At 70.8% G+C, this 23,638-nt stretch carries 21 protein-coding genes; 4 read left to right on the top strand and 17 right to left on the bottom strand.

From position 1 onward, the window contains the following. Positions 1 to 52: 52 nt before the first annotated feature. From MYK68_RS19810 to iolC, 6 genes are read right to left on the bottom strand one after another with little or no spacing between them, the layout of a single operon-like run. On the bottom strand, positions 53 to 1,069 hold the full coding sequence (locus tag MYK68_RS19810) for a Gfo/Idh/MocA family protein (RefSeq protein WP_247865435.1): 1,017 nt from the start codon (positions 1,067 to 1,069) through the stop codon (positions 53 to 55). Between the two features lie 26 nt (positions 1,070 to 1,095). Further along, positions 1,096 to 2,019, bottom strand: coding sequence for a sugar phosphate isomerase/epimerase family protein (locus tag MYK68_RS19815; protein WP_247865436.1), 924 nt, complete (start codon positions 2,017 to 2,019; stop codon positions 1,096 to 1,098). Next, entirely contained in the window at positions 2,012 to 3,919 is a 1,908-nt protein-coding gene (gene iolD / locus MYK68_RS19820) for a 3D-(3,5/4)-trihydroxycyclohexane-1,2-dione acylhydrolase (decyclizing) (RefSeq protein ID WP_247865437.1), read from the bottom strand. Before iolD ends, MYK68_RS19815 begins: the two co-directional genes overlap by 8 nt. After that, positions 3,916 to 4,809 carry a 5-deoxy-glucuronate isomerase gene (iolB, locus tag MYK68_RS19825; protein ID WP_247865438.1) on the bottom strand — a complete coding sequence of 298 codons (894 nt, stop codon included), beginning with the start codon at positions 4,807 to 4,809 and terminating at the stop codon, positions 3,916 to 3,918. Before iolB ends, iolD begins: the two co-directional genes overlap by 4 nt. 8 nt (positions 4,810 to 4,817) lie before the next feature. Continuing rightward, positions 4,818 to 5,744 carry a Cgl0159 family (beta/alpha)8-fold protein gene (locus MYK68_RS19830; RefSeq protein WP_247865439.1) on the bottom strand — a complete coding sequence of 309 codons (927 nt, stop codon included), beginning with the start codon at positions 5,742 to 5,744 and terminating at the stop codon, positions 4,818 to 4,820. Beyond that, positions 5,741 to 6,727, bottom strand: coding sequence for a 5-dehydro-2-deoxygluconokinase (gene iolC / locus MYK68_RS19835; protein WP_247865440.1), 987 nt, complete (start codon positions 6,725 to 6,727; stop codon positions 5,741 to 5,743). The genes MYK68_RS19830 and iolC overlap by 4 nt, the downstream gene beginning before the upstream one ends. Positions 6,728 to 7,105: 378 nt before the next feature. Here iolC and MYK68_RS19840 point away from each other — a divergent pair, with 378 nt between their 5' ends. Next, positions 7,106 to 8,962 carry an HNH endonuclease signature motif containing protein gene (locus MYK68_RS19840; RefSeq protein WP_247865441.1) on the top strand — a complete coding sequence of 619 codons (1,857 nt, stop codon included), beginning with the start codon at positions 7,106 to 7,108 and terminating at the stop codon, positions 8,960 to 8,962. A 14-nt stretch (positions 8,963 to 8,976) separates the two neighbouring features. Here the strand turns inward: MYK68_RS19840 and MYK68_RS19845 are convergent, their stop codons facing one another. The 5 genes from MYK68_RS19845 to MYK68_RS19865 all read right to left on the bottom strand — a co-directional run bounded on the left by MYK68_RS19845 (position 8,977) and on the right by MYK68_RS19865 (position 14,094). Then, positions 8,977 to 10,425, bottom strand: a complete 1,449-nt coding sequence (locus MYK68_RS19845) for a sugar porter family MFS transporter (protein ID WP_247865442.1) — start codon at positions 10,423 to 10,425, stop codon at positions 8,977 to 8,979. A gap of 100 nt (positions 10,426 to 10,525) precedes the next feature. Next, complete coding sequence (locus MYK68_RS19850) at positions 10,526 to 11,188, bottom strand: TetR/AcrR family transcriptional regulator (RefSeq protein ID WP_247865443.1); 663 nt, start codon at positions 11,186 to 11,188, stop codon at positions 10,526 to 10,528. Next, entirely contained in the window at positions 11,185 to 12,378 is a 1,194-nt protein-coding gene (locus tag MYK68_RS19855) for an NAD(P)/FAD-dependent oxidoreductase (protein ID WP_247865444.1), read from the bottom strand. The genes MYK68_RS19850 and MYK68_RS19855 overlap by 4 nt, the downstream gene beginning before the upstream one ends. Continuing rightward, positions 12,375 to 12,557 (bottom strand): rubredoxin, encoded by a 183-nt coding sequence (locus MYK68_RS19860; protein ID WP_247868121.1) that lies wholly within the window; start codon positions 12,555 to 12,557, stop codon positions 12,375 to 12,377. Before MYK68_RS19860 ends, MYK68_RS19855 begins: the two co-directional genes overlap by 4 nt. A gap of 10 nt (positions 12,558 to 12,567) precedes the next feature. Next, a complete protein-coding gene (locus tag MYK68_RS19865) occupies positions 12,568 to 14,094 on the bottom strand; it encodes a fatty acid desaturase (RefSeq protein ID WP_247865445.1) in 1,527 nt (508 codons plus the stop codon). Positions 14,095 to 14,227: 133 nt separating this feature from the next. Between MYK68_RS19865 and MYK68_RS19870 the strand changes: the two genes are divergently transcribed. Then, positions 14,228 to 15,028 (top strand): SGNH/GDSL hydrolase family protein, encoded by an 801-nt coding sequence (locus MYK68_RS19870; RefSeq protein ID WP_247865446.1) that lies wholly within the window; start codon positions 14,228 to 14,230, stop codon positions 15,026 to 15,028. A gap of 80 nt (positions 15,029 to 15,108) precedes the next feature. Here MYK68_RS19870 and MYK68_RS19875 read toward each other — a convergent pair whose 3' ends face one another. Continuing rightward, positions 15,109 to 15,909 carry an acetoin reductase gene (locus MYK68_RS19875; RefSeq protein WP_247865447.1) on the bottom strand — a complete coding sequence of 267 codons (801 nt, stop codon included), beginning with the start codon at positions 15,907 to 15,909 and terminating at the stop codon, positions 15,109 to 15,111. A 129-nt stretch (positions 15,910 to 16,038) separates the two neighbouring features. Beyond that, positions 16,039 to 16,503 (bottom strand): hypothetical protein, encoded by a 465-nt coding sequence (locus MYK68_RS19880; RefSeq protein WP_247865448.1) that lies wholly within the window; start codon positions 16,501 to 16,503, stop codon positions 16,039 to 16,041. A gap of 114 nt (positions 16,504 to 16,617) precedes the next feature. On the opposite strand from MYK68_RS19880, the gene MYK68_RS19885 reads away from it, so the two are divergent. Beyond that, complete coding sequence (locus MYK68_RS19885; protein WP_247865449.1) at positions 16,618 to 18,102, top strand: serine/threonine-protein kinase; 1,485 nt, start codon at positions 16,618 to 16,620, stop codon at positions 18,100 to 18,102. Between the two features lie 93 nt (positions 18,103 to 18,195). Here MYK68_RS19885 and MYK68_RS19890 read toward each other — a convergent pair whose 3' ends face one another. The 4 genes from MYK68_RS19890 to MYK68_RS19905 form a co-directional block, all read right to left on the bottom strand. Next, positions 18,196 to 18,372, bottom strand: coding sequence for a hypothetical protein (locus MYK68_RS19890; protein ID WP_247865450.1), 177 nt, complete (start codon positions 18,370 to 18,372; stop codon positions 18,196 to 18,198). Next, entirely contained in the window at positions 18,369 to 18,680 is a 312-nt protein-coding gene (locus MYK68_RS19895; RefSeq protein ID WP_247865451.1) for a hypothetical protein, read from the bottom strand. The genes MYK68_RS19890 and MYK68_RS19895 overlap by 4 nt, the downstream gene beginning before the upstream one ends. 200 nt (positions 18,681 to 18,880) lie before the next feature. Continuing rightward, positions 18,881 to 21,082: a 3-hydroxyacyl-CoA dehydrogenase NAD-binding domain-containing protein gene (locus tag MYK68_RS19900; RefSeq protein WP_247865452.1), complete on the bottom strand. Its 2,202-nt coding sequence runs from the start codon at positions 21,080 to 21,082 to the stop codon at positions 18,881 to 18,883. 35 nt (positions 21,083 to 21,117) lie between these two features. Then, on the bottom strand, positions 21,118 to 22,329 hold the full coding sequence (locus MYK68_RS19905; RefSeq protein WP_247865453.1) for an acetyl-CoA C-acetyltransferase: 1,212 nt from the start codon (positions 22,327 to 22,329) through the stop codon (positions 21,118 to 21,120). A gap of 124 nt (positions 22,330 to 22,453) precedes the next feature. Here MYK68_RS19905 and MYK68_RS19910 point away from each other — a divergent pair, with 124 nt between their 5' ends. Then, complete coding sequence (locus MYK68_RS19910) at positions 22,454 to 23,629, top strand: TetR/AcrR family transcriptional regulator (RefSeq protein ID WP_247865454.1); 1,176 nt, start codon at positions 22,454 to 22,456, stop codon at positions 23,627 to 23,629. Positions 23,630 to 23,638: the final 9 nt, after the last annotated feature.

Raw genomic sequence — 23,638 nt, forward strand, 5'->3', positions numbered from 1 at the left:
CTGAAACATCGACCCCGGAGCAGACGACTGCTCCGGGGTCATTGCGTTCTGCTCAGCGGTAGAGGTCCGGGGTGGGCGGGATGTCGACGGGCACCGGGCCGGGGCTTTCCAGGGCGCTGACACCCGCCTCGCAGCACAGCGCCGCGCGGTAACCGTCCCAGGCCGACGGTCCGGTGGCGCCACCCGCGCGGACAGCGGTGATCCAGTCCTGCACCTCGCGGTCGTAGGCGGCGGCGAACCGGGTCGTGTAGTCGCGATGCTCGGCGATCGACGACGCCCCCTCGGCCCAGACCCGCAGACCCGCAGGGGCTCCGATCCGGGCGACCCCGCGGGACAGCACCGCCTCGGTGGTCACCTGGTAGCCGAATCCCGCGGACACGCTCATCTCGACGTCCGCGAGCACGCCGCCGGCGAGCTCGATCAGCACCAGGATCGGCTCGCGCAGGTGCTCCGGGGCGTGCGGGTTGCGCCGCCCGTACCGGACCTCGATCGAGGTGACCGGGGCCCCGGCGAGCCAGGGCAGCACGTCGAACTCGTGCACCACCGAGTCGGTGATCAGCATCGACTGCCGGTAGCCGGCCGGCACCGAGGGGTTGCGGTGGACCGCGTGCAGCATCAGCAGTTCCCCGGCACCGCCGCGGGCGATCAGCTCCCGCAGGGCCGCGTACTCGGGATCGAACCGGCGCATGAAACCGACCTGGATCAGCCGCCGGCCACCCGCCAGTTCGGCGCCGACCACCCGGCGGGCCGCCGCCGCGTCCGGGCAGAGCGGTTTCTCGCACAGCACCGGGAGGCCCGCGGCCAGACACCGGAGCAGGTCGTCCTCGTGCCAGGGCCCGGGTGAGGCGAGCAGCACCGCGTCCAGCCCGCCGGCCGCGAGGGCCGCGGCCAGGTCCGGGTATCCGGCCGCGCCGGGCGTGGAGTCCAGGGCCGCCGCGCGCCGCGCCGTGTCCGGTTCGATCACCGCGGTGACGCGAGCACCGGCGACGACGCGGTGCAGCCGCCGCAGGTGGTCGCGGCCCATCGCTCCGGCGCCGACGACGCCGACGCGCAGTTCGGTGAAGGTCATGTCGGTGACGCCCCTTCGGGTCGTGATCAGCGGGTCCTGGTCAGCGGGTGACAGCCGAGGATGTGCCGCCGGGTCCGGGTGGCGATCGGTGCCGGGCGGTCGAGGTCGCAGCCCGGCATGTCCTGCTCCACGATGGCGAACATGTCCGGGTCGATCGCGGCCGCGGCGTCGATCACCGGCGCGAAGTCGGGGATCCCGCTCGGCGGCTCCACCATCACCTCGACGGCGCAGTCGGCGAACGGCACGTCGTCGCGCCGGATCCGCTCGATCAGCACCGGATCGACCTGTTTGAGGTGCAGGTAGCCGATCCGCTCGGGATGGCGTGCGAGCAGGTCGAGGCAGTCGCCGCCGTAGTAGGCGAAATGGCCGGTGTCCAGGCACAGGCTGACCGCACCCGGATCGGTCTCGGCGAGCAGTCGTTCCACCTCGACGGCGGTCCCGACGTGGGTGTCGGCGTGCGAGTGGAACTGCTGCCGGATGCCGAACTCGGCGGCGAGCGCCCGGCCGAGCCGGTCGTGCCCGGCGGCGAGGGCGCGCCACTGGCCGTCGTCCAGTGTGCGCGGCTCGCGCTGCGCGCCGGTCACGTCGCTGCGCCAGAGTTCCGGGATCACGACGAGATGCCCGCCGCCCAACGCGCGCACGAGCGCCGCCACCCGCGACACCCGCGCCCAGGTGTCCGGCCATTCACCGGCGCCGCGGTGGAAGGCGGTGAACACGGTGCCGCCGGACAGCGCGAGGCCGCGACTGCCCAGTTCGTCGGCCAGCCGGGACGGGTCCGTCGGCAGATAGCCGTACGGCCCGAGTTCGAGATAGTGATAGCCCGCGGCGGCCACCTCGTCGAGGAAGCGCTCCCAGCCGATCTGGCCGGGATGGTCGGCGAACCACACTCCCCACGAGTCGGGCGCGGTCCCGACGCGCAGGCCCGTCGCCCGGGCGGGGTCGTCATCCATCTGCGTCTCCTTCCGTGGCGTCTCCTTCCGTGCCGCCCAGAAGCGGCCGCTGCCGCCGGCGCTGCTCGTCGTAGACGGCCCGCGCCGCCCGGGTATCGGGGAGCGCCGAGACCTCCGCGACCGGGACGTCCCACCAGCCGTGCCCGTCGGGCGCCGGGATCAGCGGATCGCTGCGGACGTGCACGACGGTCGGCCCCTCTCGACGCTTGGCGGCGACGACGGCCGCGCGCACCTCGTCGCACACGTCGGGGCCGGGTGGCACATCGACCACCGCGCACCCGTAGCCGCGCGCGTGGGCGACGAGGTCGACGCCCGGATAGCGCGTGCCGTACCGGCCGGAACCGATCGATTCGGAGAGGGCGCCGATGGAAGCGAACCCGTCGTTCTGGATCAGCACGACGATCAGCCGGATGCCCTCGGCCGCCGCGGTCGCCAGCTCGGAGCTGAGCATCAGGTACGACCCGTCGCCGACCAGCACGATCACGTCGCGGTCGTCACCGGCGTCAAGCAGGCCGCGCTTAGCCCCGAGCCCACCGGCGATCTCGTAGCCCATGCACGAGAAGCCGTACTCGACGTGATAGCCGAGCGGATCCCGCGGGCGCCACAGTTTCTGCAGGTCACCGGGCAGTGAACCGGCCGCGGCCACGACGACGTCGGCGGGTTCGACCGCCGCCAGCACGGCGCCGATGATCTCCGGCTGACCGGGCAGTTCGGCACCCCGCGGCACCAGTGCCCGGTCCACGACCCGCGCCCAGTCGTCGATCGCGGCGGTGATCGCCGCGGTGTGCCCGGCCGGAACGTGCAGGTCCGCGACGGCCTCGTGGAGCGCGGCGAGGCCCTCGCGGGCGTCGGCGACCAGCGGCAGCGGCGACCCGTGTTTGGCGGCGTCGAACGGGGCGACGTTGAGGTTGACGAAGACGACGCCGGGGTCGCCGAACGCGGACCGGCTGGCGGTGGTGAAGTCGCTGTAGCGGGTGCCGATGCCGACGACGACGTCGGCCGTCGCGGCGATCGCGTTGGCCGCCGCGCTGCCGGTGGCCCCCAGGCCGCCCAGGTGGAGCGGGTGCCCGGCGGGCAACGACCCGCCGCCGGCCTGGGTGGTGGCCACCGGGATGCCGGTCGCCTCGGCGAACGCCCGCAGCGCGTCGGTGGCGCCGGAGTAGATCACCCCGCCCCCGGCGACGATCATCGGCCGCCGCGCCGCGCGGAGGGTCGCGGCAGCCCGGGCGATCGCGCCGCGTTCCGGCGGTGGACGGCGCAGGTGCCAATCGCGGTCGGCGAGGAATTCCACGGGCACATCGAGCGCCTCGGTGGCGGTGTCCTCCGGCAGCACCAGGGTCACCGCGCCGGTCTCGGCGGGATCGGTCAGCACGCGCAGCGCGGCGAGCGCCACCGAGTAGAGCTGTTGCGGCCGGTCGATCCGGCCGAAGAAGCGAGACAGCGGACGGAACGCATCGGCCACCTGAAGCCCCGGGTCGTGCGGGTGTTCCAGCTGTTGAAGGACCGGGTCGGCGACGCGGGTGGCGAAGGTGTCGGCCACCAGCAGCAGCGCGGGGAGCCGATTCGCGGTGGCCAGTGCCGCCCCGGTGAGCATGTTCGCCGCCCCCGGGCCGACCGAGGCGGTGGCGGCGAGGGTGGCGCGCCGCCGATGCATGCGGGCGTAGCCGACGGCCTGGTGCACCATGGCCTGTTCGTTGCGCGCCTGGTGATACGGCATCCGCCCCGGATCGATCGTCTCCCCTTCCAGCAGCGCCTGCCCGATCCCCGAGAGGTTGCCGTGCCCGAAGATGCCGAGCACGCCGGCGACGGTCCGCTCGCGGATGTCGCCGTCGACCGTCCACTGGTGGCCGAGAAAGGTGACGAGCGCCTGGGCGACGGTGAGTCTGCGGGTGGTCATCACCGGTCCGCCCGTTCCGCGGTGAAGGGCAGTCGCGGATCGGCCTCCTGGCCCGGCCAGGTGTCGCGCACCCAGGCCTGACCGGGGTCGTCGCTGATCAGCCAGACCCGTTCCGGTCCGGGCCCGGCCATCACGTTGAGGTAGTACAGGTCGTACTCGGGCGCGGCCGTCGCCGGACCGTGATAGCCGTAGGGCACCAGCGCGACGTCGCCGGTGCGGACCGTGGCGTGCGTGTCGATCTCGCCCGCGGGCGACGACGACGTCACGAACATCCCGAAGGCGTCGGCGTCCGCGGGCGCGCCCAGGTCGCGCGCAGGCGCCGCCTCGAAGTAGTAGATCTCCTCCAGCTGCGACTCGTGGCCGGGCACGTATTCGTCGTGTTTATGGGCCGGATGCGACGACCAGTTGCCGCCCGGGGTGATCACCTCGCAGACGATCAGCGCCGCCGCGTCGAGCACGTCCGGGGTGCCGAGGTCGTGCACCTGCCGGGTGTCGCGCCCGGTGCCGCGGATCTCGACCGGGATGTCGCCCGCGCCCAGGTGGACGGCGGGTCTGGCCTGGGTGGTCCGCGCCTGCGCGATCGCCACCCGCCCGGATCCGCGCAGCGTGGCGGCGGTTCCGGCACCGAGGAAGAGGACGTCCGTGGGTCCGGCGAAGACGTTCGCGCGGCCGGCCAGCGATGTCGCGGCACCGTCGTGGTCGATGTCGAACGACCCGGCCAGCGGAACCACCAGGCGCTCCACGTCACCGGCAGGCAGATCGACGGCGGCACCGGCGGCGACGTCCGCGACGCGCAGGCCGGTGTGGGTCCAGCCGTCGATCGCGTCGTCGACCACGACCGCGCAGCCGTCGCGGGCGAGGGTTCCGCGCGGCCGGAACCAGGCGTTCGGCACGGCCGCCCTCACCGCTCCACCGCCGCGTGCACCAGTTCGGCGGCCGCCGCGACGGCCCCGGCCACGTCGCCGTCGTGCGGATAGAGCAGGGCGCGGCCGACGGTCAGCCCGACCACGCCGGGCAGGGCGAGCGCCGACTCCCAGGACGACGCGACCGCATCCGGGCCGATCGCCGGGTCGCCGCCGAGGAGCAGGGTCGGCAGGGTGGTCGACGCCATCACGTCGGCCATGTCGTCGACCACCGGAAGTTTGAGCCAGGTGTAGGCGGAGCTGCCGCCGAGGCCGGCCGCCATCACGATCGAGTTGATCACCGCGTCGGTGGACAGGTCGTTCACGATCGCGCCGTCTACGCGGCGGCTGAGGAACGGCTCCAGCATGATCGGGACCTGCGCGGCGGCCGCGTCGTCGACGGCGCGGGCGGTGGCCTCCATGGTGGTGACGGTCGCCGGATCGTCCAGGTCGAAGCGCACGAGGGCCTTGGCGAAGTCGAGGCGGTCGCGGGTGATCGCCGGGATGTCGTAGGCGGTGTAGCGGTCGTCCATCTCGAAGGCCGCGCCCCGGAGCCCGCCGCGGTTCATCGAACCGACGACGATCTTGTCGTCGAGCAACCCGAGCAGGGCCAGGTCGTCGATCAGTTCCGGGGTGCCGAGGACCCCGTCGACGCCGGGGCAGGCCAGCGCGGTGGCGACGCGCTGCAGCAGGTCGTACCGGTCGGCCATCGCCATCGGATCCTTCCGGATACCGAGCGCGCCGCGAGCCGGATGGTCGGCGGCGACGATCAGCAGACGGCCGTCTCCGCGCACCACCGGGCGGCGCCGGCGCACGGCGAACGCGCGGCCCACCGCCTCGGGGTCGGCCAGCCGGGTCAACCGGAGCTGAGCGAACGCACCCTCGGTGATCGGGCCGGGCGTCGCCAGCGGGCGCATCGCGGTCATCGCGCGCCCACCCGTCGGCCCGGATGCCCGGCCAGCAGCGCCGTCACCTCGGCGGTGGTCGGCATCGCCGTCGAGCATTCCCGGCGGCCCGCGACCAGCGCACCGGCGGCGTTCGCGAAAGCCGCGACCCGCCCCAGGTCCCAGCCCTGGAGTAGCCCGTGGCAGAAGGCGCCGCCGAAGCCGTCGCCGGCGCCGAGGCCGTTCACCACCTCGATCCGGCACGGCGGCGCCTCGACTCGCTCGGACCGGGTCTTGGCCAGCACACCGCCGGCGCCCCGCTTCACCACGGCCAGGTCCAGTCCTCGTTCCAGCAGCGCGTCGGCGGCACGGTCCGGGTCGCGCTCGCCGACGGCCGTGAAGCACTCGTCCTCGTTGCCGATCGCGATGGTCACCAGGCCCAGGGCCGCCTCGATCTGCGCGGTCGCCGCCGCGCGCGAAGGCCAGAACATCGGCCGGTAGTCGAGATCGAGCACCGTCATCGGGACGCGCCCGCGGGCCTCCCAGGCGGCGTGGTGCGCCGACCGGCTCGGTTCGCGGGACAGTCCGGTCACCGTCGACCAGTAGATGCGCGCGTCCGTGATCGCCGGACGGTCGAGGCCGTCGGCGGTCAGCGTGAGGTCCGGCGCGATCGGCTCGCGATAGAAGTACAGCGGGAAGCGGTCCGGCGGGAAGATCTCGCAGAAGGTGATCGGGGTGTTCAGCCCGTCGGCGGTGCCGACGTACCGGTCGTCCACGCCGAGCCGGGTCAGCTCCCGGTGGAGATAGCGGCCGAAGGGGTCGTCGCCGGTGGCCGAGATCAGCGCCGTGCGCAGGCCGTGCCGGGCCGCCGCGACGGCGACGTTCGCGGCGCTGCCGCCCAGCGATTTGCCGAAGGTCTCCACCTCGTCGAGCCCGACACCCGACTCCCGCGGATACAGGTCGACGCCGAGCCGCCCGATGGTGAGCAGGTCGAAGGGTGCGGCGTCCGGCGACGAAAGCGTCATGGCGGCCGGACCTCCCTGCTCGTCGGCGTGGCATCCCTGCCTTGAACTCTAGTCAGTTCTCCCGAGTTGCTTTGCGGTCCTCGGCATATGAGGCGAGTGGACCCGAGACGGGCGGGATGCGGTCGCCGCTGAAGTCGACGTCGGCGGATCTGCAGTCGAAGGACCACTCCTGGTGTCGTACCGAAGTCGAACATCGCGTGTTCGCAGTCCGATGCCCAACACCGACCGGAGCCATGATTGCCGCCGTAGGAGTCAGCTCTCCCAGAGATCGCAAATAGGTGCCACAACCAGGGGATACAGTCTCACAACGGCACAGATATCATCGGTAGCGCACACCACAATATGAATGTATTATAAATCATAGATACTTCGAACATCATGAGTGATCAGAGGGAGGTGACAACCATGGAGATCGGCGAGGCATCCGGCGAGTTCGCCACCCGCTGGGCCGGGGTCGACTTCGCTCCGGCGGGGATGGTCGCCCCCGATGACACCGATGATGAGCAGACCCAGTGCCATGACTGGGGCGTGTACGCCGAGTCGGCATGGCGGGGGCAGGCGTTCCTGTATTGGCAGCAGCTATACGCGGTCGGCCAGTTCCTCGACATCGCGCTGGCCGGCCTCGACGACCAGGTATGCGCGGGGGCCGAGCAGAAAGACCTGTTCGATCCTTACGCGGTGGCGGTGGAGTTCTTCGGGGCCATGTTCGCCGGGAACCGGCGGGATTCCCGCGCTCTGGTCGCGATGGCGATCGCCGTGGCCGAACGCCTGCCGAGGACCGCCGACCTGCTGCGGCAGACGGTGATCAGCCCGGCGATGTTCGCCAAGGTCGTCGACCGCACCGACATCGTCGACGAGCCCGCGATCGTCGCCACCGTCGACCAGGACGTGGCGAACGCGTTGGCGAAGGCCGGGCACATCTCCGAAAAGGCCGCCGAACGGATCGCCGACCGCATCGTCGACAAACACGATCGCGAGGCCTCCCGCAAACGCCGCGACAAAGCCCAACGACGTAAGAACGTGACCCGGCGGGACTACACCGACGGGCTCGGTGGGATCACCATCACCGCCGACGCCGAAGAGACCCGTCTGGCGTACGAGGCGGTCGAGGCGATGATCGCCGGAGTCTGTCCCAACGATCCCCGCAGCAAGGGGGCGTTACGGTCGGCGGCGGCGATCGCCCGGCTGCGCGGTCTTCCGTTCACCTGTGCCTGCACCGGCAAAGAGACCTGCACCGCAACCCTGTCGACCGAGGAGATCTCCGAGCGGCAGGCGCGAATCATCGTGCACGCAGTGTGCCGCAAGACCACCCTGGCCGGCGGCGACGACGAGCCCGGATTCCTGGATGGGCATGGTCCGATCGGCGCCGACCACGTCCGTGATCTGGCGCGCGGCCCCGATGCCCTGGTCCGAGACCTCGACCTGGGTAAACTCCTCACACCCCACCGGACCCTGGCGACCACAGCCGAGACCACGACCCCCGACAACGGCGGCGCCCACAGCGGTGACAGTGACGGCGCCCGGGCGGCACCGAAAGCCGAGTACCGGCCACCTACCGGAGACGACGAGGACGCCGAGACAGGCAGCGCCGATACCGGGGACCAGGACGGGGGCGCCGCGACCGAGACCAGCGGGGGTCCTGTGCCGCCAACGTTCCTCACCGACACCGCCCAGCCCGGGGATCCCTACCGACCCACCGCCGCCCTGGACGTCCTCATCCGCGCACTGTTCGGCACCTGTACCGTCCCCGGCTGCGATCAGCCCGCCTGGCACTGCGAGTTGGATCATTGCCAGGAGTTCAACCAGGTCTGCCCCGCTTCCGGCGGCCCCACCTGCCTGTGCAATCTCAACCCCAAATGCAAACGGCATCACTTGCTGAAAACTCACCTCGGCGCCACCAACCCCGCAGACGGCTGGATCGACGAACAGTGGATCGACCACGACGGCACCGTGTGGACCGCGATCACCGTCCACGGCATCACGCTCGAGACCCGCGCGGAGAATCAGTGGCTGTTCCCCGATCTGACCGCGGCGACATGCGCCCACCAGGCCCAAGCACCACCCGAGACAGCTCCGGCCGGCGAACCAGCCCCACCACGCGCGGGCGCGTGCACCCCCAGTGGAGGCCTTCGAGCCGCCACCGCACACAAGCACGCCTGGCGGCGCGCCGAACGCGCCCGCCTCCGCCGCGAACGCGCACACGCCGACGAACTCTACGGCCCACCACCGTTCTAGTCAGACCACCGGGGTCAGGAACGGAAGTCGCCCGCCGCGAATCGTTCCTCCAGTTCCTCCAGGGAACGGCCGCTGGTGTTCGGCAGGAAGCGGTACATGAGGAACGCGAACACCGCGGTGCACACCAGGAAGGTGCCGTAGGTGGTGGCCAGGCCGCCGGCCTCGACCAGCGCGGGCACCGCCTGGCCGACGGCCGCGTTGGCCAGCCACAGCACCAGCGCCGCGGCGCCCATGCCGAAGCCGCGGAGCCGGAGCGGGAACAGCTCGGACAGGCACACCCAGGTGGTGACGTTCATCGTCGTCTGCTGGCAGAGGACGAACAGGCCGAGCAGCACCAGGATGGTCCACGCCTCGGCGCGGCCCGAGCCGGGCATCAGCAGGGTCACCGCGATGATCGCCGCGTGGCAGACCATCACCAGGCACATGCCGGTCAGCAGCAGCGTCTTCCGCGGGACGCGGTCGATCAGGTAGTAGAGACAGAAGATGCTGCCGATCACGCCGGCCGCACCGACGAAGACGTTCGCGATCGGGGCCGCCGATCCGCTGACGCCGCCGACCTCGAGCAGTTTGGTGCCGTAGATCATCACCGAGTTCACCCCGGTCACCTGCTGGCCGATCGCGACGATCACCGCGGCCAGCAGCAGCCGCCGCACCCAGGGCACCGCGAGGTCGCGCCAGCCGCCGAGATGCTCGAGTTCTTCGTCCGCGGCGAGCCGCTCCACCTCGGCCATCTCCGCGCGGGCCCGCTCCTCGCTGCGCACCTGGCGGAGCACGGCCAGAGCGTCGTCGTACCGGCCCTGCCGCACGTACCAGCGCGGCGACTCGGGCATCCGCAGCATGCCGACGAACAGGCAGACCGCCGGGATCGCACAGATCGCCAGCATCACGCGCCAGATTCCGGAGTGGCCGCCGGGGTCGGCGGCGGTGGCCGGCGGCCAGATCGACGCGATCACCGCGTTGACCGCGAACGCGGCGAGCTGACCGGCGACGATCGCGAGCTCGTTGCGGCCACCGAGCGCCCCGCGCCGTTCCGTCGGCGCCAGCTCGGACAGATAGATCGGCACGACGACGGAGGCGCCGCCGACCGCGAGACCGAGGATGAAGCGCGCCGGCAGCATCACCGCGAGTCCCGGCGCGAACACGCTGGCCGCGGTCCCGGCGAAGAAGACGACGGCCAGCCAGACCAGTGTCCGGCGCCGCCCGAAGGCGTCGGCCAGCCGGCCTCCGCTGAGCGCCCCGAGCGCGGCGCCGATGAGCAGGCTGCTCACCACCAGGCCCTCGGTAGTCGAGGAGAGCCCGAACTCGAACTTCATCGGCTCGAGCGCGCCGTTGAGGACTCCGGTGTCGTAACCGAAGAGCAGACCACCGAAGGTCGCGACCACCACGATCACGTCCATCCGGCGCTGCCACGGGCCGCGGGTCAGCGCCGGCAGAGTTCCGGCCGCAACGACACCGTCCGACATGAGGCGCACTCCTTCCACACCGGCCGTTTCGCCGGTGTGGAACCGGGTCGACTCGGCCCGCTCGCTCCGCTCCCGGCACCGGGAGAAACCGGAGATCACCCTACGTCAGGCCGGACCCCGTGGTGGCCGCCTCGCGGATCGCCGGCGCGAACAGCGCCGCCAGGTTCTCCGCGACCCGGGGGGCCGGCACCTCCGGCGGCATCGCCACGTAGCTCAGTGCCATGCGGGCCAGCGCACCGGCGAGCGGATCGGCGGCGACGTCGGGCAGCCCGATCCACGACCGGGTGATGATCCGCGCGAGATTCGCCTTGGCCGCCGCGATCAGCGGCGCCGCCTCGGTGGTGATCAGCTTGTGCAGATCCGGGTTGGGTTCCCCGGAGAGCAGGGAGGCGATCATCGGGTCCAGCGCGGCGGCGGCGAAGAATCGCTCGAATCCGCTGGTCAGAGCCGCGTCCAGGTCGCCGGGGACCTCGTCGATCGCCGCACCGATCACCTCGGTGAACTCGTCGACCAGGCGCAGCGCGTACGACTGCGCCAGACCGTGCCGGGAGCCGAACTCGTTGTAGACGGTCTGCCTGCTGACCCCCGTCTGGCGCGCCACGTCGGTCATGGTCACCTTGGACCAGTCCCGCTGGGTCAGCAGGTCGTGCACGCCGTCGAGCAGCGAGTTCCGCAGGAGCCGCTTGCTCGCCTGGGCATACGTCGTCGGGTCGCTCACCCGCCCCAGCGTAGCCGGGGCGGGTACGGCGACGGGCGCACTCATACCGCGGCACCCGCGGCGACGGCGGCGATCTCCGCGCGCAGTTCCCGAGCCGCTGCCGCCCGGCCGACGGTCACCGCGCCGCGCAGGCCCTCCGGACCGGAGACCCGGACCGTCGCGGACGGCCGTCCGTCCGCGGCAGGGGCCAGATCGCCGTCGACGGCGACCTCACCCTCGCCCGCGGGCCGGCCGACCAGCTGCACGTTGACGCCGTACTGCACGGTCCAGGCACGCGGCACCTCGGCGAACACCGGCGCGGGCGTGCCGGCCAGATCCGCCAGCACGGTCCGGGCGACGGCGGCACCCTGGTCGAGCGCCCCGAACCAGTGCTCACACCGCATCGGCTCGCCGGACCGCGGATCCGGCACGGCGGCCAGATCACCCGCCGCGTAGACGCCCGCGACTCCGGTCCGCAGCGACGGGTCGACGACGACGCCACCGCGCCCGGCTTCGGCACCGGCCGCCGCGGCGAGCGCGACGTCCGGCGTCATGCCGAGGGCGGCGATGACGGTGCCATGCACGACGGTCCCGTCGGCGAGCTCCACTTCCCCGGCGGTGGCCCGCACCACCGCGCTGCGCAGACGCAGGTCCACCCCGTGGGCGGCGTGCAGGTCGGCCAGGAAGCCGGAGAGCACCGGCGGCACCACCCGGCTCATCGGGCGGTCACCCGCCTCGAGCACCGTCACGCGGTGCCCGGCCGCGGCCGCGGAGGCCGCGAGTTCCAGCCCGATCAGGCCGCCGCCGATCACCACCAGCGAACCGGACTCGACGATCGCGCCCCGGATACGTTCGGCGTCGGCCACGGTCCGGAGGGCCGGGACGTCGTCGGCGAGCCAGTCCGGGCGGATCGGCTGCCCGCCGGTCGCCAGGATCAGGGCCCGGTAGCCGAGCGCGGTTCCGTCGGACAGCCGCACCGACCGGGCGGCCGGATCGACGTCGACCACCGTGGTGCCACCGCGGATCTCGATGTCCTTCTCGGCCCAGAACGCGGGCTTCTGCAGGGCGATCCGCTCGGGGCTGAGATCGGCGGCGAGGAGGTCCTTACTGAGCGCGGTGCGCCGGAAGGGCAGACCGGGCTCGGCGCCGACGACCGTCACGGGCCCGTCGTACCCGTCCGCGCGCAGCGTCTGCGCCGCGGTCGCTCCGGCGACTCCGGATCCGACGATCACCACGCCGGCGTCGGTGCCGGTCATGAGCGGGCGACCTCGACCATCTCGAAATCGGCCTTGGCGGCACCGCAGTCCGGGCAGCTCCAGTCGTCCGGGATGTCGTCCCAGCGGGTGCCGGGCTCGATGCCGTCCTCGGGCCAGCCCTCGGCTTCGTCGTACTCGAAGCCGCACTGCAGGCAGCGGAAGAGCTTGTAGTCGTTCACGGCGGTCATGTCATTCTCCGATCCGGATGAAGTCGATCTTTTCGCGGACCCCGCAGTCCGGGCAGGGCCAGTTGTCGGGGATGGCGGCCCAGGCGGTGCCGGGCGCGAAGCCCTCGCGCGGGGCACCGGCGGCGGCGCGGTAGGTGTAGCCGCAGTTCGGGCAGGCGTGGAGCGTCTCGGCCGTGGCGGCGGCCGATTCGAGCACGGCGACCGCGCCCTCGTCCTTCGCACTGCTCTGCCGCAGACCCGCGGCCGTCGTCGCGGACAGCGCCGCGCACTCGCTCGCGTACTTGGCCAGGAGCTTGTCCTCCTTGCCGGGCTGCAGGCTGGCCCGGGTGAGGTCACCGCCGTAGTGGGCGATCACGCGCTTGTCCATCACCTTGCGCCAGACCGGCGGCACGTAGGCGAGGGTGATCATGCTGGCGTAGCCGCTCGGCAGGTTCGGCGCCTCGTCGAAGCTGCGCAGGACCTGGTAACGCCGGGTCGGGTTGGCGTGGTGGTCGCTGTGCCGCTGCAGGTGGTACAGGAAGATGTTGGTCGCGATGTGGTCGGAGTTCCAGCTGTGCTGCGGGGTGCAGCGCTCGTAACGGCCGCGGGCGTTCTTCTGCCGCAGCAGGCCGTAGTGCTCGAGGTAGTTGACGGTCTCCAGCAGCGAGAATCCGTAGATCGCCTGCAGCACCATGAACGGCAGGATCTGCCAGCCGAAGACGGCGGTGAGGACGCCCCAGAGGGCGATCGACATGATCCAGGCGTTCAGCACGTCGTTGCTCGGATGGAAGACCGGGCGCTCCAGTCGCTTCATCCGGTTCGCTTCCAGCTCCCAGCCCGACTTGAGGCTGCCGAACACGCTGCGCGGCAGGAAGGTCCAGAAGTTCTCGCCGAAGCGCGAGCTAGCCGGATCCTCCGGGGTGGCGACGCGGACGTGATGGCCGCGGTTGTGCTCGATGTAGAAGTGTCCGTAGAAGGTCTGCGCGAGGGTGATCTTGGAGAGCCAGCGCTCCAGCGAGACCTTCTTGTGGCCCAGCTCGTGCGCGGTGTTGATGCCGATGCCGCCCATCACGCCGATGGAGAGGGCGAGACCGATCTTGGAGACCAGCCCCAGCGAACCGCTGTCGATGCCGAGCCAGCTCAGATCGCCGAAGCGCCCGCCCGGTTTCGCCGTCCAGAGGTACGCCGCGAAGATCAGGCTGGCGATCTGGAACGGGATGTAGACGTAGGTGCAGTACCGGTAGTAGCGGTCGTTCTCCAGCTGCTCCATCAGCTCGTCCGGCGGGTTCTGCCCGTCCGGACCGAAGAAGACGTCGAGCACCGGCAGCAGCACGTAGAGCAGGATCGGGCCGATCCACCACCACACCGGCGAGATGGTGGTGAGCCATCCCCAGCCGAGTTGGTGCCCGGCCCAGTTCATCAGGGCGATGAAGCCGGCGGCGAGGAAGACCGCGGTGGGCGGGATGAGGCCGAGCAGCCAGAGATAGCGCTTCTTGTCGCGCCACTCCAGGGCGGGTACCTCCGAGTGATCAGTGGTCTGTTGTGTCATGTCGACTCCTCCAGGTGAAACGTGCGAACTTTACGTTATGCCATCCATCGTCTTGTGTCTATACATTTATTGATATTTGTACACCACGTGGTCCTGACCTGCTCCAACGCGCACGACGACTACCATCGGAGGCGTGCATTTCTCCCGATTCGTCGCCCTCGGCGACAGCCAGACGGAGGGGATGGGCGACCCCGATCCGAGGTACGAATACCGGGGCTGGGCCGACCGGCTCGCGACCCTGCTGGCCGTGCAGAATCCCGGGCTGCGATACGCGAATCTGGCGGTGCGCGGCAAGACCACCCGCCAGGCCCGCGAGGAACAGCTGGCCCCGGCCCTGGCGCTGGAGCCCGACCTCATCACCGCACCGCTCGGCATGAACGACGTGATCGGCAGTTCGGACATGGCGCAGGTGCACGACGACCTCGACGCCGTCTACCGGGTCCTCGCCGCCACCGGTGCGACGGTCCTGATCTCGACCTATCCCGACGTCACCGCCACCATCCCGCTCGGCCGGCGCTTCGAAGACAAGCTGCTGACGCTCAATCAGATGATGCGTGACTTCGCCGGCCGCTACGGGTTCGTGCTGGTCGACCTGTACTCGGCGCCGGTGCTCACCGATCTGCGCTCCTGGGCGCCGGACCGGCTGCACGCCTCACCGCTGGGCCACGAGCGTTTCGCCGCGGGCGCCGCGCACGCGCTGGGACTGCCCGGGAGTTCGCCGGACTGGGGACGACCGCTCGACACGCGGCCGGATCCGCACCGCCTGCTCCGGCATGCCCGCGACACCCGCTGGGCGGTCCAGCACCTGACCCCGTGGATGATCCGCCGTCTCCGGGGCCGTTCGCTGGGCGACGGCCGCGCCCCCAAACGGCCGCTTCTCACCCCGGTGAACGACCCCGATACCGTCCGCGCCGACTCGGCCTCCACGGAATAGGACGTCACCGCAGACGGCAGCGGGCCCGACCGGCGACGATGCGTCGCCGGTCGGGCCCGTTCACCGATCGGTGATGCCGGTCAGCGGAAGAGCATCCCGCCGTCGATCAGTCCCGCCTGACCGGTCATGTAGTCCGCATCCGGACCCGCGAGGTAGCTGACGTAGCCGGCGACGTCGTCCGGCGTCTCCGCGCGGCCGAGCAGGATGCCGGACACGAACTTGTCGTAGGTCTCGCCGATCTCGGCACCGGTCAGTTCGGCGAAGCGGCGGTCGATGTCCACCCACATGTCGGTGCCGACCACGCCGGGGCAGTACGCGTTGACGGTGATCTTCTTGTCGCCGTATTCGCGGGCGGCGGCCTGCGTCAGGGCTCGCACGGCGAACTTGCTGGCGCTGTAGCAGCCGAGCATCGGGAACCCGTCGTGCCCGGCGATCGACGACGCGTTGATGATCTTGCCGGGGCGGCCCTGTTCGATGAACTTCGCGGCAGCGGCCTGGATGCCCCACAGCACACCGTTGATGTTGATCCGCCACAGGCGGTCGACCTCGTCGGGCCGCACGTCGGCGAGCGGTTCGACCATCGCGATACCCGCGTTGTTGACCATGATGTCCAGCCCACCGAGTTCGGCGACGGCATGGTCGACGGCCGCGAAGACCGCGTCTCGATCACTGACGTCGGCCCCGAAGACCGCGGCGCGGCTTCCGAGCGCGACCACCTCGTCGTGCACCGCGGCGACCGACTCCGCCGTGAGGTCGACCAGGCAGACGTCGGCACCGTCGCGGGCCAGGCGAAGTGCGATGCCGCGGCCGATGCCGCGCGCGGCACCGGTGACGAGTGCGACCTTGCCGCCGAGGGGGCGGGTGGGATCAGTGGCAGCCATGCGGGGACCTCCGGAGGATGGGGCCGGCACCCTGAGCGGCGCCGGAACAGCCCGACCGTAAGCCGGGCGCGACCCCGGCACGAGAGTTGCAGGGCGTTGCACCGGCCGCGTCACACGCGGACGGCCGGATCAGCTCCGGGACGCGTTGTCCGGCTTGCCGCCGACGATGTCGAAGACGGGGTTGGTGATCCGCTCGACGGCCGCGACGGTGGCCGCCTGCCGCTGCGCGAACTCGGCGACGATCACCGCCAGTTCGGCTTGCACCTCGGCGAACTTGGCGACCGTCTCGGCGAGCTTGCGCTGCTGCACGATGAACTCCTGCATCGGCTGCGACACCGCTCCGGCCAGGCCGGTCACCCCGCTGGCCATCCCGGTGACCGCGCCGCTGAGTTCCACGACCTGCTGCATCAGCACGTCCGGTGAGGTGACACCAGCGGTGGCCATCGCGCGCACCTTGCCGAGCGTGTCGGTGGCGACCTTGACGGCCTGCTCCTGCGACCGGGCGAACAGCCCGAGCGCCGAGACCACCAGTCCCTCCTCGGAGGCGGCCTCGGTGGAGGCGGACTCGTTACCGGTGGACTCGTTGGCAGCCATATCCGCAGCGTAACGCACTGGCACGACACTCACCGGCGATCACGGCCCGGTGAGTCGGCCGCCCCGCCGGGTAGTGTCAGACAGGTCCGCCCGCCGCACCAGAGGAGTCCCGCCGTGTCGCTCGAACCCGGAGCCGTCTTCGCCGGCTACCGCGTCATCGCGCCGATCGGGCGGGGCGGGATGGGCGAGGTCTACCTCGTCGAGAACCCCGGTCTGGCACGACGCGAAGCCCTGAAGCTGATCTCCACCGCGGGCGACGCGAGCAGCGATTTCGCCGAACGCTTCGCCCGGGAGGCGCGAACCGCCGCCGCGCTGCATCACCCCGGCATCGTGACCGTGTATCAGTACGGCGTCGAGGGCGGGCGGCCGTGGTTCACCATGCGCCACCTCGACGGCACCGATCTGACCGGGGAGCGGTTGTCGACCGGCGACGTCCTCGACGTCGCCGGCGCGGTGGCCGATGCCCTCGACTACGCCCACGCACAGGGCGTGGTACATCGGGACATCAAGCCGGCGAACATCCTGATGAGCCGTCGGCCCGACGGCCGGGTGGGCGCGGTGACCGTCCTCGATTTCGGCATCGCCCGGCTCGCCGACTCCACCTCGCTGACCGGGACCGGGAATTTCATCGGCACGCTGCGCTACAGCGCCCCCGAGGTGATCGAGGGCGCCCCCGCGACGGCAGCCGCCGACCAGTACTCCCTGGCCTGCACGCTGTACGAGTTGCTCACCGGCGCCGCACCCTTCACCAGTGACAATCCGGTCGCCCTGATCCGCGCCCACGCCGATCATCCGGCGCCGCCGGTAAGCAGCCGCCGCCCCGATCTGGCCGCGCTCGACCCGGTCTTCGCCCGCGCGCTCGCCAAGGACCCGGCAGGCCGATTTCGCGACTGCCGTTCCTTCGCCGCCGAACTGCGCCACGCCCTCGCACGACCGCCCGCCGCCGCGACCGCGCCGCTCACCGCTCCATACCCGGCTCCCGCGCCCGCATCGCCGCCGCCGGTCCCGGAGCCGTCCGCGCCGGCCACTCCGGTGGCGGAACCCGTTCCCACCGGGAAACGACGCAGCCGCGCCCCGCTGTTCGTCGGCGCGGCCATCCTGGTGATCGCCGGGCTCGCGATCGCGCTGGCGATCATCCTGACCAGGTCGCACGACGACCGCCCCGCCGCAACGTCCCCGGTCACGGTCACCGAAAGCGGTCCGAGCACGTCGCCGTCGACCAGCACCTCCGCCGCGACCGGTTCGGCGGCCGTCGAGACGCCGACCGTCGCCCAGTTGCAGACGATCCTGCGGAAGGCCGTCGACCCGAAGACCCCCGCCGGGGAACTCGGCCGTTACGTCTACACCGGCGACGATCCGGCCGCCGTCACCAAGATGAGCGCCTACGCGGCCGCCACCTCGCTCGCCGGCTACACCCCGGACTCGTACACGGTGAAGGCGCCGGTGACCATGACGGGCGGGAACACGACGACGGCGAGCGTCGCCGCGAAGTCACCGCGCGACGCGGCTCCCACCACCATCCGCGACGTCGAGTGGATCCATTCCGGCGGCTACTGGAAACTCGTGCCCGACGCGATCCTCACCTCCGGCCCGCACTGACACCGGGCGCGCACGAGTCACCCGGATACGCGCGCGGCACCCGCGACCGACGCGCACGTCTCCCGCTGCCGCTTCTTCGGGCGCAGAGCCGAGCTACGCGGGCAACCGCCCCTCGGCCACATCAATCACCCACTGGGGAATCTCTTTCCCCCACAATCGCCGATTGATGACGAAGGTCTCGGCGTTGATACGCCGCTCTTCCGGGGTGCGGCCGCGCAAGTCGAAATCCGCCGCGTCCCGGGCGGCGGCGCTCTCTTCGAGTGAAGTCATCGTGACCATCGCCTTCCCCTGGCCATCAGCACACTTTCCACTATCCCACGCTCACTGCCGGTCAACAACGGCGATGTCGTCAAGCTCTGCACGATCGTCATTCCGAGCAAACGCCCTTCGCCATTCAATGAGATCGACTGCTCGGCGGCCCACTGAAAGCGCCGCCACCACTCCGCCCAGGACTCGATCTCGAGCCGATGCTCCCGGTCGACACGCTCCGAGTGCTGACGCTGCCACAGTGTCCCGATCACCCCGGCGCTCGTCAGCAGACCGAGGACCAGCGCCACCCATGCCTGCGCCGCCATCACGCACTCTCCCGGCCTGGCGTCTTCTCGTGTTCTGACATCTGTCCCCCCTACCGTCACCCTCAGGGTCGCCGATCGGGTCTGCGACGTCGAACACTCCATCCACAGGCCGTCCGAGTGCCGGTCGAGTTGTCCCCAGGAACGACACGCGGCCCCGACCGGAGGGATCCGGTCGGGGCCGCGGGTGTTCAGCCGAGCGAGACTTACGCGGGGCGCAGGTTCTCGTTGGTCAGCGTGGTGACACCGTTCTCCGCCTTCGCGACCAGCGAGGCCGGCGGGCGGAAGTGCTCACCGTACGACTCGGCCAGCTCGTTGGCGCGAGCGACGAAGCCGGGGACCCCGCCGTCGTACTGGTTGATGTACTGGATCACGCCACCGGTCCACGCCGGGAAACCGATGCCGAAGATCGAGCCGATGTTGGCGTCCTCGACGGAGGTGAGCACACCCTCGTCGAAGCACTTCACGGTCTCCAGCGCCTCGGCGAAGAGCATGCGCTCTTCCATGTCGATCAGCGGGATCTCGACGCTGCCCGACTTGAAGTGCTCACGCAGACCCGGCCACAGCAGGGTGCGCTTGCCGTCGGCGTAGTCGTAGAAACCGGCGCCGTCCTTCTTGGCGGTGCGGCCGTTCTCGACCATCCAGTCGATCACCGCGTACGAGCCGTGCTCCGGGAACTCGCCGCCGGCGGCCTCGACGCCCTCCTTGGTGGCCTTGCGGATCTTCTGCATCAGCGTCAGCGTCAGCTCGTCCGAGAGCTGCAGCGGCGCGGCCGGGTAACCGGCCTGGCTGCCCGCCTGCTCGATGAAGGCCGGCTCCACACCCTCGCCGACGGCCGCGATGGCCTCGTTGATGAAGGTGCCGATGACCCGGCTGGTGAAGAAGCCGCGGCTGTCGTTGACGACGATCGGGGTCTTCCGGATCTGCAGGGTGTAGTCGATGACCTTGGCGAGCACCTCGTCCTTGGTCTTCTCACCGCAGATGATCTCGACCAGCGGCATCTTGTCGACCGGCGAGAAGAAGTGGATACCGATGAAGTCCTCGGGACGGTTGACGCCCTCGGCCAGCAGCGTGATCGGCAGGGTCGAGGTGTTCGAACCCAGCACGGCGTCCGGCTCGACGATGTCCTGGATCTCCTGGAACACCTTCTCCTTGACCTCGACCGACTCGAACGCGGCCTCAATCACCAGATCGACGCCCGCGAAGTCCTGCGGGTCGACGGTCGGGTGGATGCGGGCCAGCAGCGCGTCGGACTTCTCCTGCGTGGTCTTGCCGCGCGAGAGGGCCTTCTCCTCGAGCTTGACCGAGTAGTCCTTGCCGCGGTTGGCGGCGTCGATGTCGATGTCCTTGAGGACGACCTCGATGCCGGCCTTGGCCGAGACGTACGCGATGGCCGCGCCCATCATGCCGGCGCCGATGACGCCGACCTTCTTGGCCTGCCACTTGTCGAAGCCCTTGGGGCGCGAGCCGCCGCCGTTGATGTGCTGCAGATCGAAGAAGAACGCCTTGATCATGTTCTGCGCCACCTGGCCGGTGACCAGCGAGACGAAGTAGCGGGTCTCCACCAGGTCGGCGGTGTCGACGTCGACGTAGGCGCCCTCGATGGCCGCGGCCAGGATGGCGCGCGGGGCCGGCATGTTGGTGCCCTTGATCTGCTTGCGCAGCAGTGCCGGGAAGGCCGGCAGGTTCGCGGCGACCTTCGGGTTGGTCGGCGCGCCACCGGGCATCTTGTAGCCCTTGACGTCGAACGGCTGCTGAGCCTCCGGGTTGGCGGCGATCCAGGCCTTCGCGGCCGGGAGCAGGTCGTCGACGGTCGGCACGACCTCGTCGACCAGACCGGTCTCCTTGGCCTTGGTGGGGTTGAACTGGGTGCCCTGCAGCAGCACGCCCATGAGAGCGTTCTGCATGCCGAGGAGGCGCACGGTGCGCACGACGCCGCCGCCACCCGGCAGCAGGCCGAGGGTCACCTCGGGAAGACCGATCTTGCTGCCCTTGGCATCCGCGGCGACGCGGTAGTGGCAGTGCAGCGCGATCTCCAGGCCACCGCCGAGCGCGGCTCCGTTGATGGCGGCGACGACCGGCTTGCCCAGGGTCTCCAGGCGGCGCAGCACGGCCTTCATGCCGTTGGTGCGCGCGGTGATGTCGGTGGCGATCTCCTCGGGAGTCTTGTCCTTCGGCGCCCCGCTGGTCATGTCCTTGAGGTCGCCGCCGGCGAAGAAGGTCTTCTTCGCCGAGGTCACCACGACGCCGGCGATATCGTCCTTCTCGGCCTCGAGCCGGTCGACGGTCGCAGCGATGGAATCCATGAACAACTGGTTCATGGTGTTGGCGCCCTGGTTCGGGTCGTCCATGGTGAGGATGACGACGCCGTCGGCGTCCTTCTCCCACGCGATCATGTTCTCGCTCATGAGGTTAAGTCTTTTCCTTCTCTAGTCCGGCGGCGTCAGACGCGCTCGATGATGGTCGCGACGCCCATGCCGCCGCCGATGCAGAGGGTGACCAGGCCGTAGCGGCCGCCGGTGCGCTCCAGCTCGTCCAGGCAGGTGCCCAGGATCATGGCGCCGGTGGCGCCGAGCGGGTGACCCATGGCGATCGCGCCGCCGTTGACGTTCACCTTCTCGTGGGGGATGCCGAGATCCTTCTCCCACTTCATGACGACCGAGGCGAAGGCCTCGTTCAGCTCGTAGACGTCGATGTCGTCGACGGTCAGGCCGGCCTTGTCCAGGGCCTTCTGGGTGGCCGGGGTCGGGCCGGTGAGCATGATCGACGGCTCGCTGCCGACCTCGGCGAAGGCGACGATGCGCCCGCGCGGGGTGAGGCCGTTGCGCTTGCCCGCCTCTTCCGAACCGATCAGGACGACGCCGGCGCCGTCGACGATGCCGGAGCTGTTGCCGCCGGTGTGGACGTGGTTCACCTTCTCCACGCTCGGGTACTTCTGCATGATGACGTCATCGAAGCCGGCCATGGCGGCGAGCGCCTCGAACGCGGGCTTGAGCTTGCCGAGGCTCTCGACGGTGCTGCCCGGACGCATGTGCTCGTCCTTCTCCAGCACGGTGACGCCGTTGATGTCCTTCACCGGGACCACCGAGTTGTCGAAGCGGCCGGCCTCCCAGGCCGCCGCCGCACGACGCTGCGACTCCGCGGCGAAGGCGTCGACGTCTTCCCGGCTGAAGCCCTCGATGGTGGCGATGGTGTCGGCACCGATGCCCTGCGGGGTGATGTAGTTGTCGTACGCGGTGGCGGGATCCATGAAGAGCGCACCGCCGTCGCTGCCCATCGGCACGCGCGACATCGACTCGACGCCACCGGCGATCACCAGGTCGTCGAAGCCGGACGCGACCTTGGACGCAGCCAGGTTCACGGCCTCCAGGCCCGACGCGCAGAAGCGGTTGACCTGGGTACCCGGAACGGTCTCACCGAGACCGGAGACCAGCGCCGCGGTGCGGGCGATCACGGCGCCCTGCTCGCCGACCGGGGAGACCACGCCGAGCACCACGTCGTCGACGGCCTTCGGATCGAGATCGGGGTGACGCTCGAGGAGCGCGTCGATCAGGCCGGAGACCAGGTCGATCGGCTTGACGCTGTGCAGAGCGCCTCCGCGCTGCTTGCCGCGAGGCGTGCGCACCGCGTCGTAGATGAATGCTTGGTCAGGCACTTGTGTTCCTTTCACACGAACCTAGGTGGTTACCCAGTGAGGCTAACGCGGAATAACGCTCTTGGCTATACCCACAGGTGAATCCGTAGGAATTCGCTCCAGCTTCGGCTATGGTCGGTTCACGATGCCGACCGACAAGACCGCCCGCAGCAGTCGCGCGGAGGACCGCCGCCGCCAGCTCATCGCTGCGGCCGCCAGTCTCTTCGCCGATCGCGGCTACCCGAATGTCTCGGTCTCCGACATCGCCGCGCGGGCCGGGGTCAGCACGCCCACCGTGTACCGCCACTTCGCCGACAAGCAGGCGCTGCTCTTCGCCGCCACCCAGTGCGCCGTCGACGCCTTCGAATCGCAGACCGAGGCCGCGCTGGCGGCCGCCGGCGACCCGGCGCAGGCCGTCGTCGCCGCGGCCACCGCGCTCGGCACCTCCGGCACGGGTCAGACCGCGCTGTGGCGCTGGTCGGGCCAGCACCTGTCGGACGAGCAGAACCGCGAGGTGGTGCGGCGCACCCGCTCGGTGCTGCGGCGGTGGGCCGCGGCCATCGCGCAGGCACGACCCGAACTCAGCGAGCGGGAGTCGATGTACCTCGCCGGCGCCGTCCTGTCGGTCTCCGGCAGCCTGATCGGCCGCACCTCGAAGTCCGATCTGGCCGCGGTCAATTCGGCCGTGCGGCAGCTGATCTGGCGATTGTTCGAGTTGCGGCCGGCCCTGGCGCCGCCGCTCACCGAGCACCCGGCGGGCCTCCCCGGCGAGGGCGGGCGGCGCGACGAGATCCTCGACGCCGCCGCCGCATTGTTCGCCGCCCGCGGCTACGAGGGCACCGGAATGGACGACATCGGCGCCGCCGTCGGCATCACCGGTCCCAGCGTCTACAAGCATTTCGCCTCGAAAGACGCGATCCTGGTCGCGATCAGCCAGCGCAGTTCCCTCCGCCTGCAGGCCGATGCCCTCGCCGCGTCGGCGCGAACCGACCGTCCGGCCGAACTCCTCGGCCTCCTGGTGGACTCCTATGTGCAGACGATCACCGGCACACCCGATCTGCTGGTCGCGCTGATCAGCGGTTACGCCCTCCAGGAGAACCCGCACGCCGGGGAGCTCGTGGCCGCGCAGCGCCGCTACGTGGTCCGCTGGATCGACCTGCTCCAGGCCGTCCACCCGGAGATGTCGCGGCCGTGTGCCGCGCTCACCGTGCGTGCGGCGCTCGCCGTGGTCAACGACGCCGTGCGGATGCCCCGGAGCACCCCGCGCCCGGAGTTCGCCGCCCGGATGGCCTACCTGGTGAAAGGCCTTCTACAGGCCTGACACCGGCGG

It is taken from the genome of Gordonia sp. PP30, from assembly GCF_023100845.1.
GTDB lineage: Bacteria > Actinomycetota > Actinomycetes > Mycobacteriales > Mycobacteriaceae > Gordonia.

Bases quoted from the DNA above. Each gene is read 5' to 3' on its own strand.
- MYK68_RS19810 (WP_247865435.1), bottom strand. From the start codon at position 1,069: ATGACCTTCACCGAACTGCGCGTCGGCGTCGTCGGCGCCGGAGCGATG.
- MYK68_RS19815 (WP_247865436.1), bottom strand. From the start codon at position 2,019: ATGGATGACGACCCCGCCCGGGCGACGGGCCTGCGCGTCGGGACCGCG.
- MYK68_RS19830 (WP_247865439.1), bottom strand. From the start codon at position 5,744: ATGACCGCGATGCGCCCGCTGGCGACGCCCGGCCCGATCACCGAGGGT.
- iolC (WP_247865440.1), bottom strand. From the start codon at position 6,727: ATGACGCTTTCGTCGCCGGACGCCGCACCCTTCGACCTGCTCACCATC.
- MYK68_RS19840 (WP_247865441.1), top strand. From the start codon at position 7,106: ATGAGTGATCAGAGGGAGGTGACAACCATGGAGATCGGCGAGGCATCC.
- MYK68_RS19845 (WP_247865442.1), bottom strand. From the start codon at position 10,425: ATGTCGGACGGTGTCGTTGCGGCCGGAACTCTGCCGGCGCTGACCCGC.
- MYK68_RS19850 (WP_247865443.1), bottom strand. From the start codon at position 11,188: ATGAGTGCGCCCGTCGCCGTACCCGCCCCGGCTACGCTGGGGCGGGTG.
- MYK68_RS19855 (WP_247865444.1), bottom strand. From the start codon at position 12,378: ATGACCGGCACCGACGCCGGCGTGGTGATCGTCGGATCCGGAGTCGCC.
- MYK68_RS19865 (WP_247865445.1), bottom strand. From the start codon at position 14,094: ATGACACAACAGACCACTGATCACTCGGAGGTACCCGCCCTGGAGTGG.
- MYK68_RS19875 (WP_247865447.1), bottom strand. From the start codon at position 15,909: ATGGCTGCCACTGATCCCACCCGCCCCCTCGGCGGCAAGGTCGCACTC.
- MYK68_RS19880 (WP_247865448.1), bottom strand. From the start codon at position 16,503: ATGGCTGCCAACGAGTCCACCGGTAACGAGTCCGCCTCCACCGAGGCC.
- MYK68_RS19890 (WP_247865450.1), bottom strand. From the start codon at position 18,372: ATGACTTCACTCGAAGAGAGCGCCGCCGCCCGGGACGCGGCGGATTTC.
- MYK68_RS19900 (WP_247865452.1), bottom strand. From the start codon at position 21,082: ATGAGCGAGAACATGATCGCGTGGGAGAAGGACGCCGACGGCGTCGTC.
- MYK68_RS19910 (WP_247865454.1), top strand. From the start codon at position 22,454: ATGCCGACCGACAAGACCGCCCGCAGCAGTCGCGCGGAGGACCGCCGC.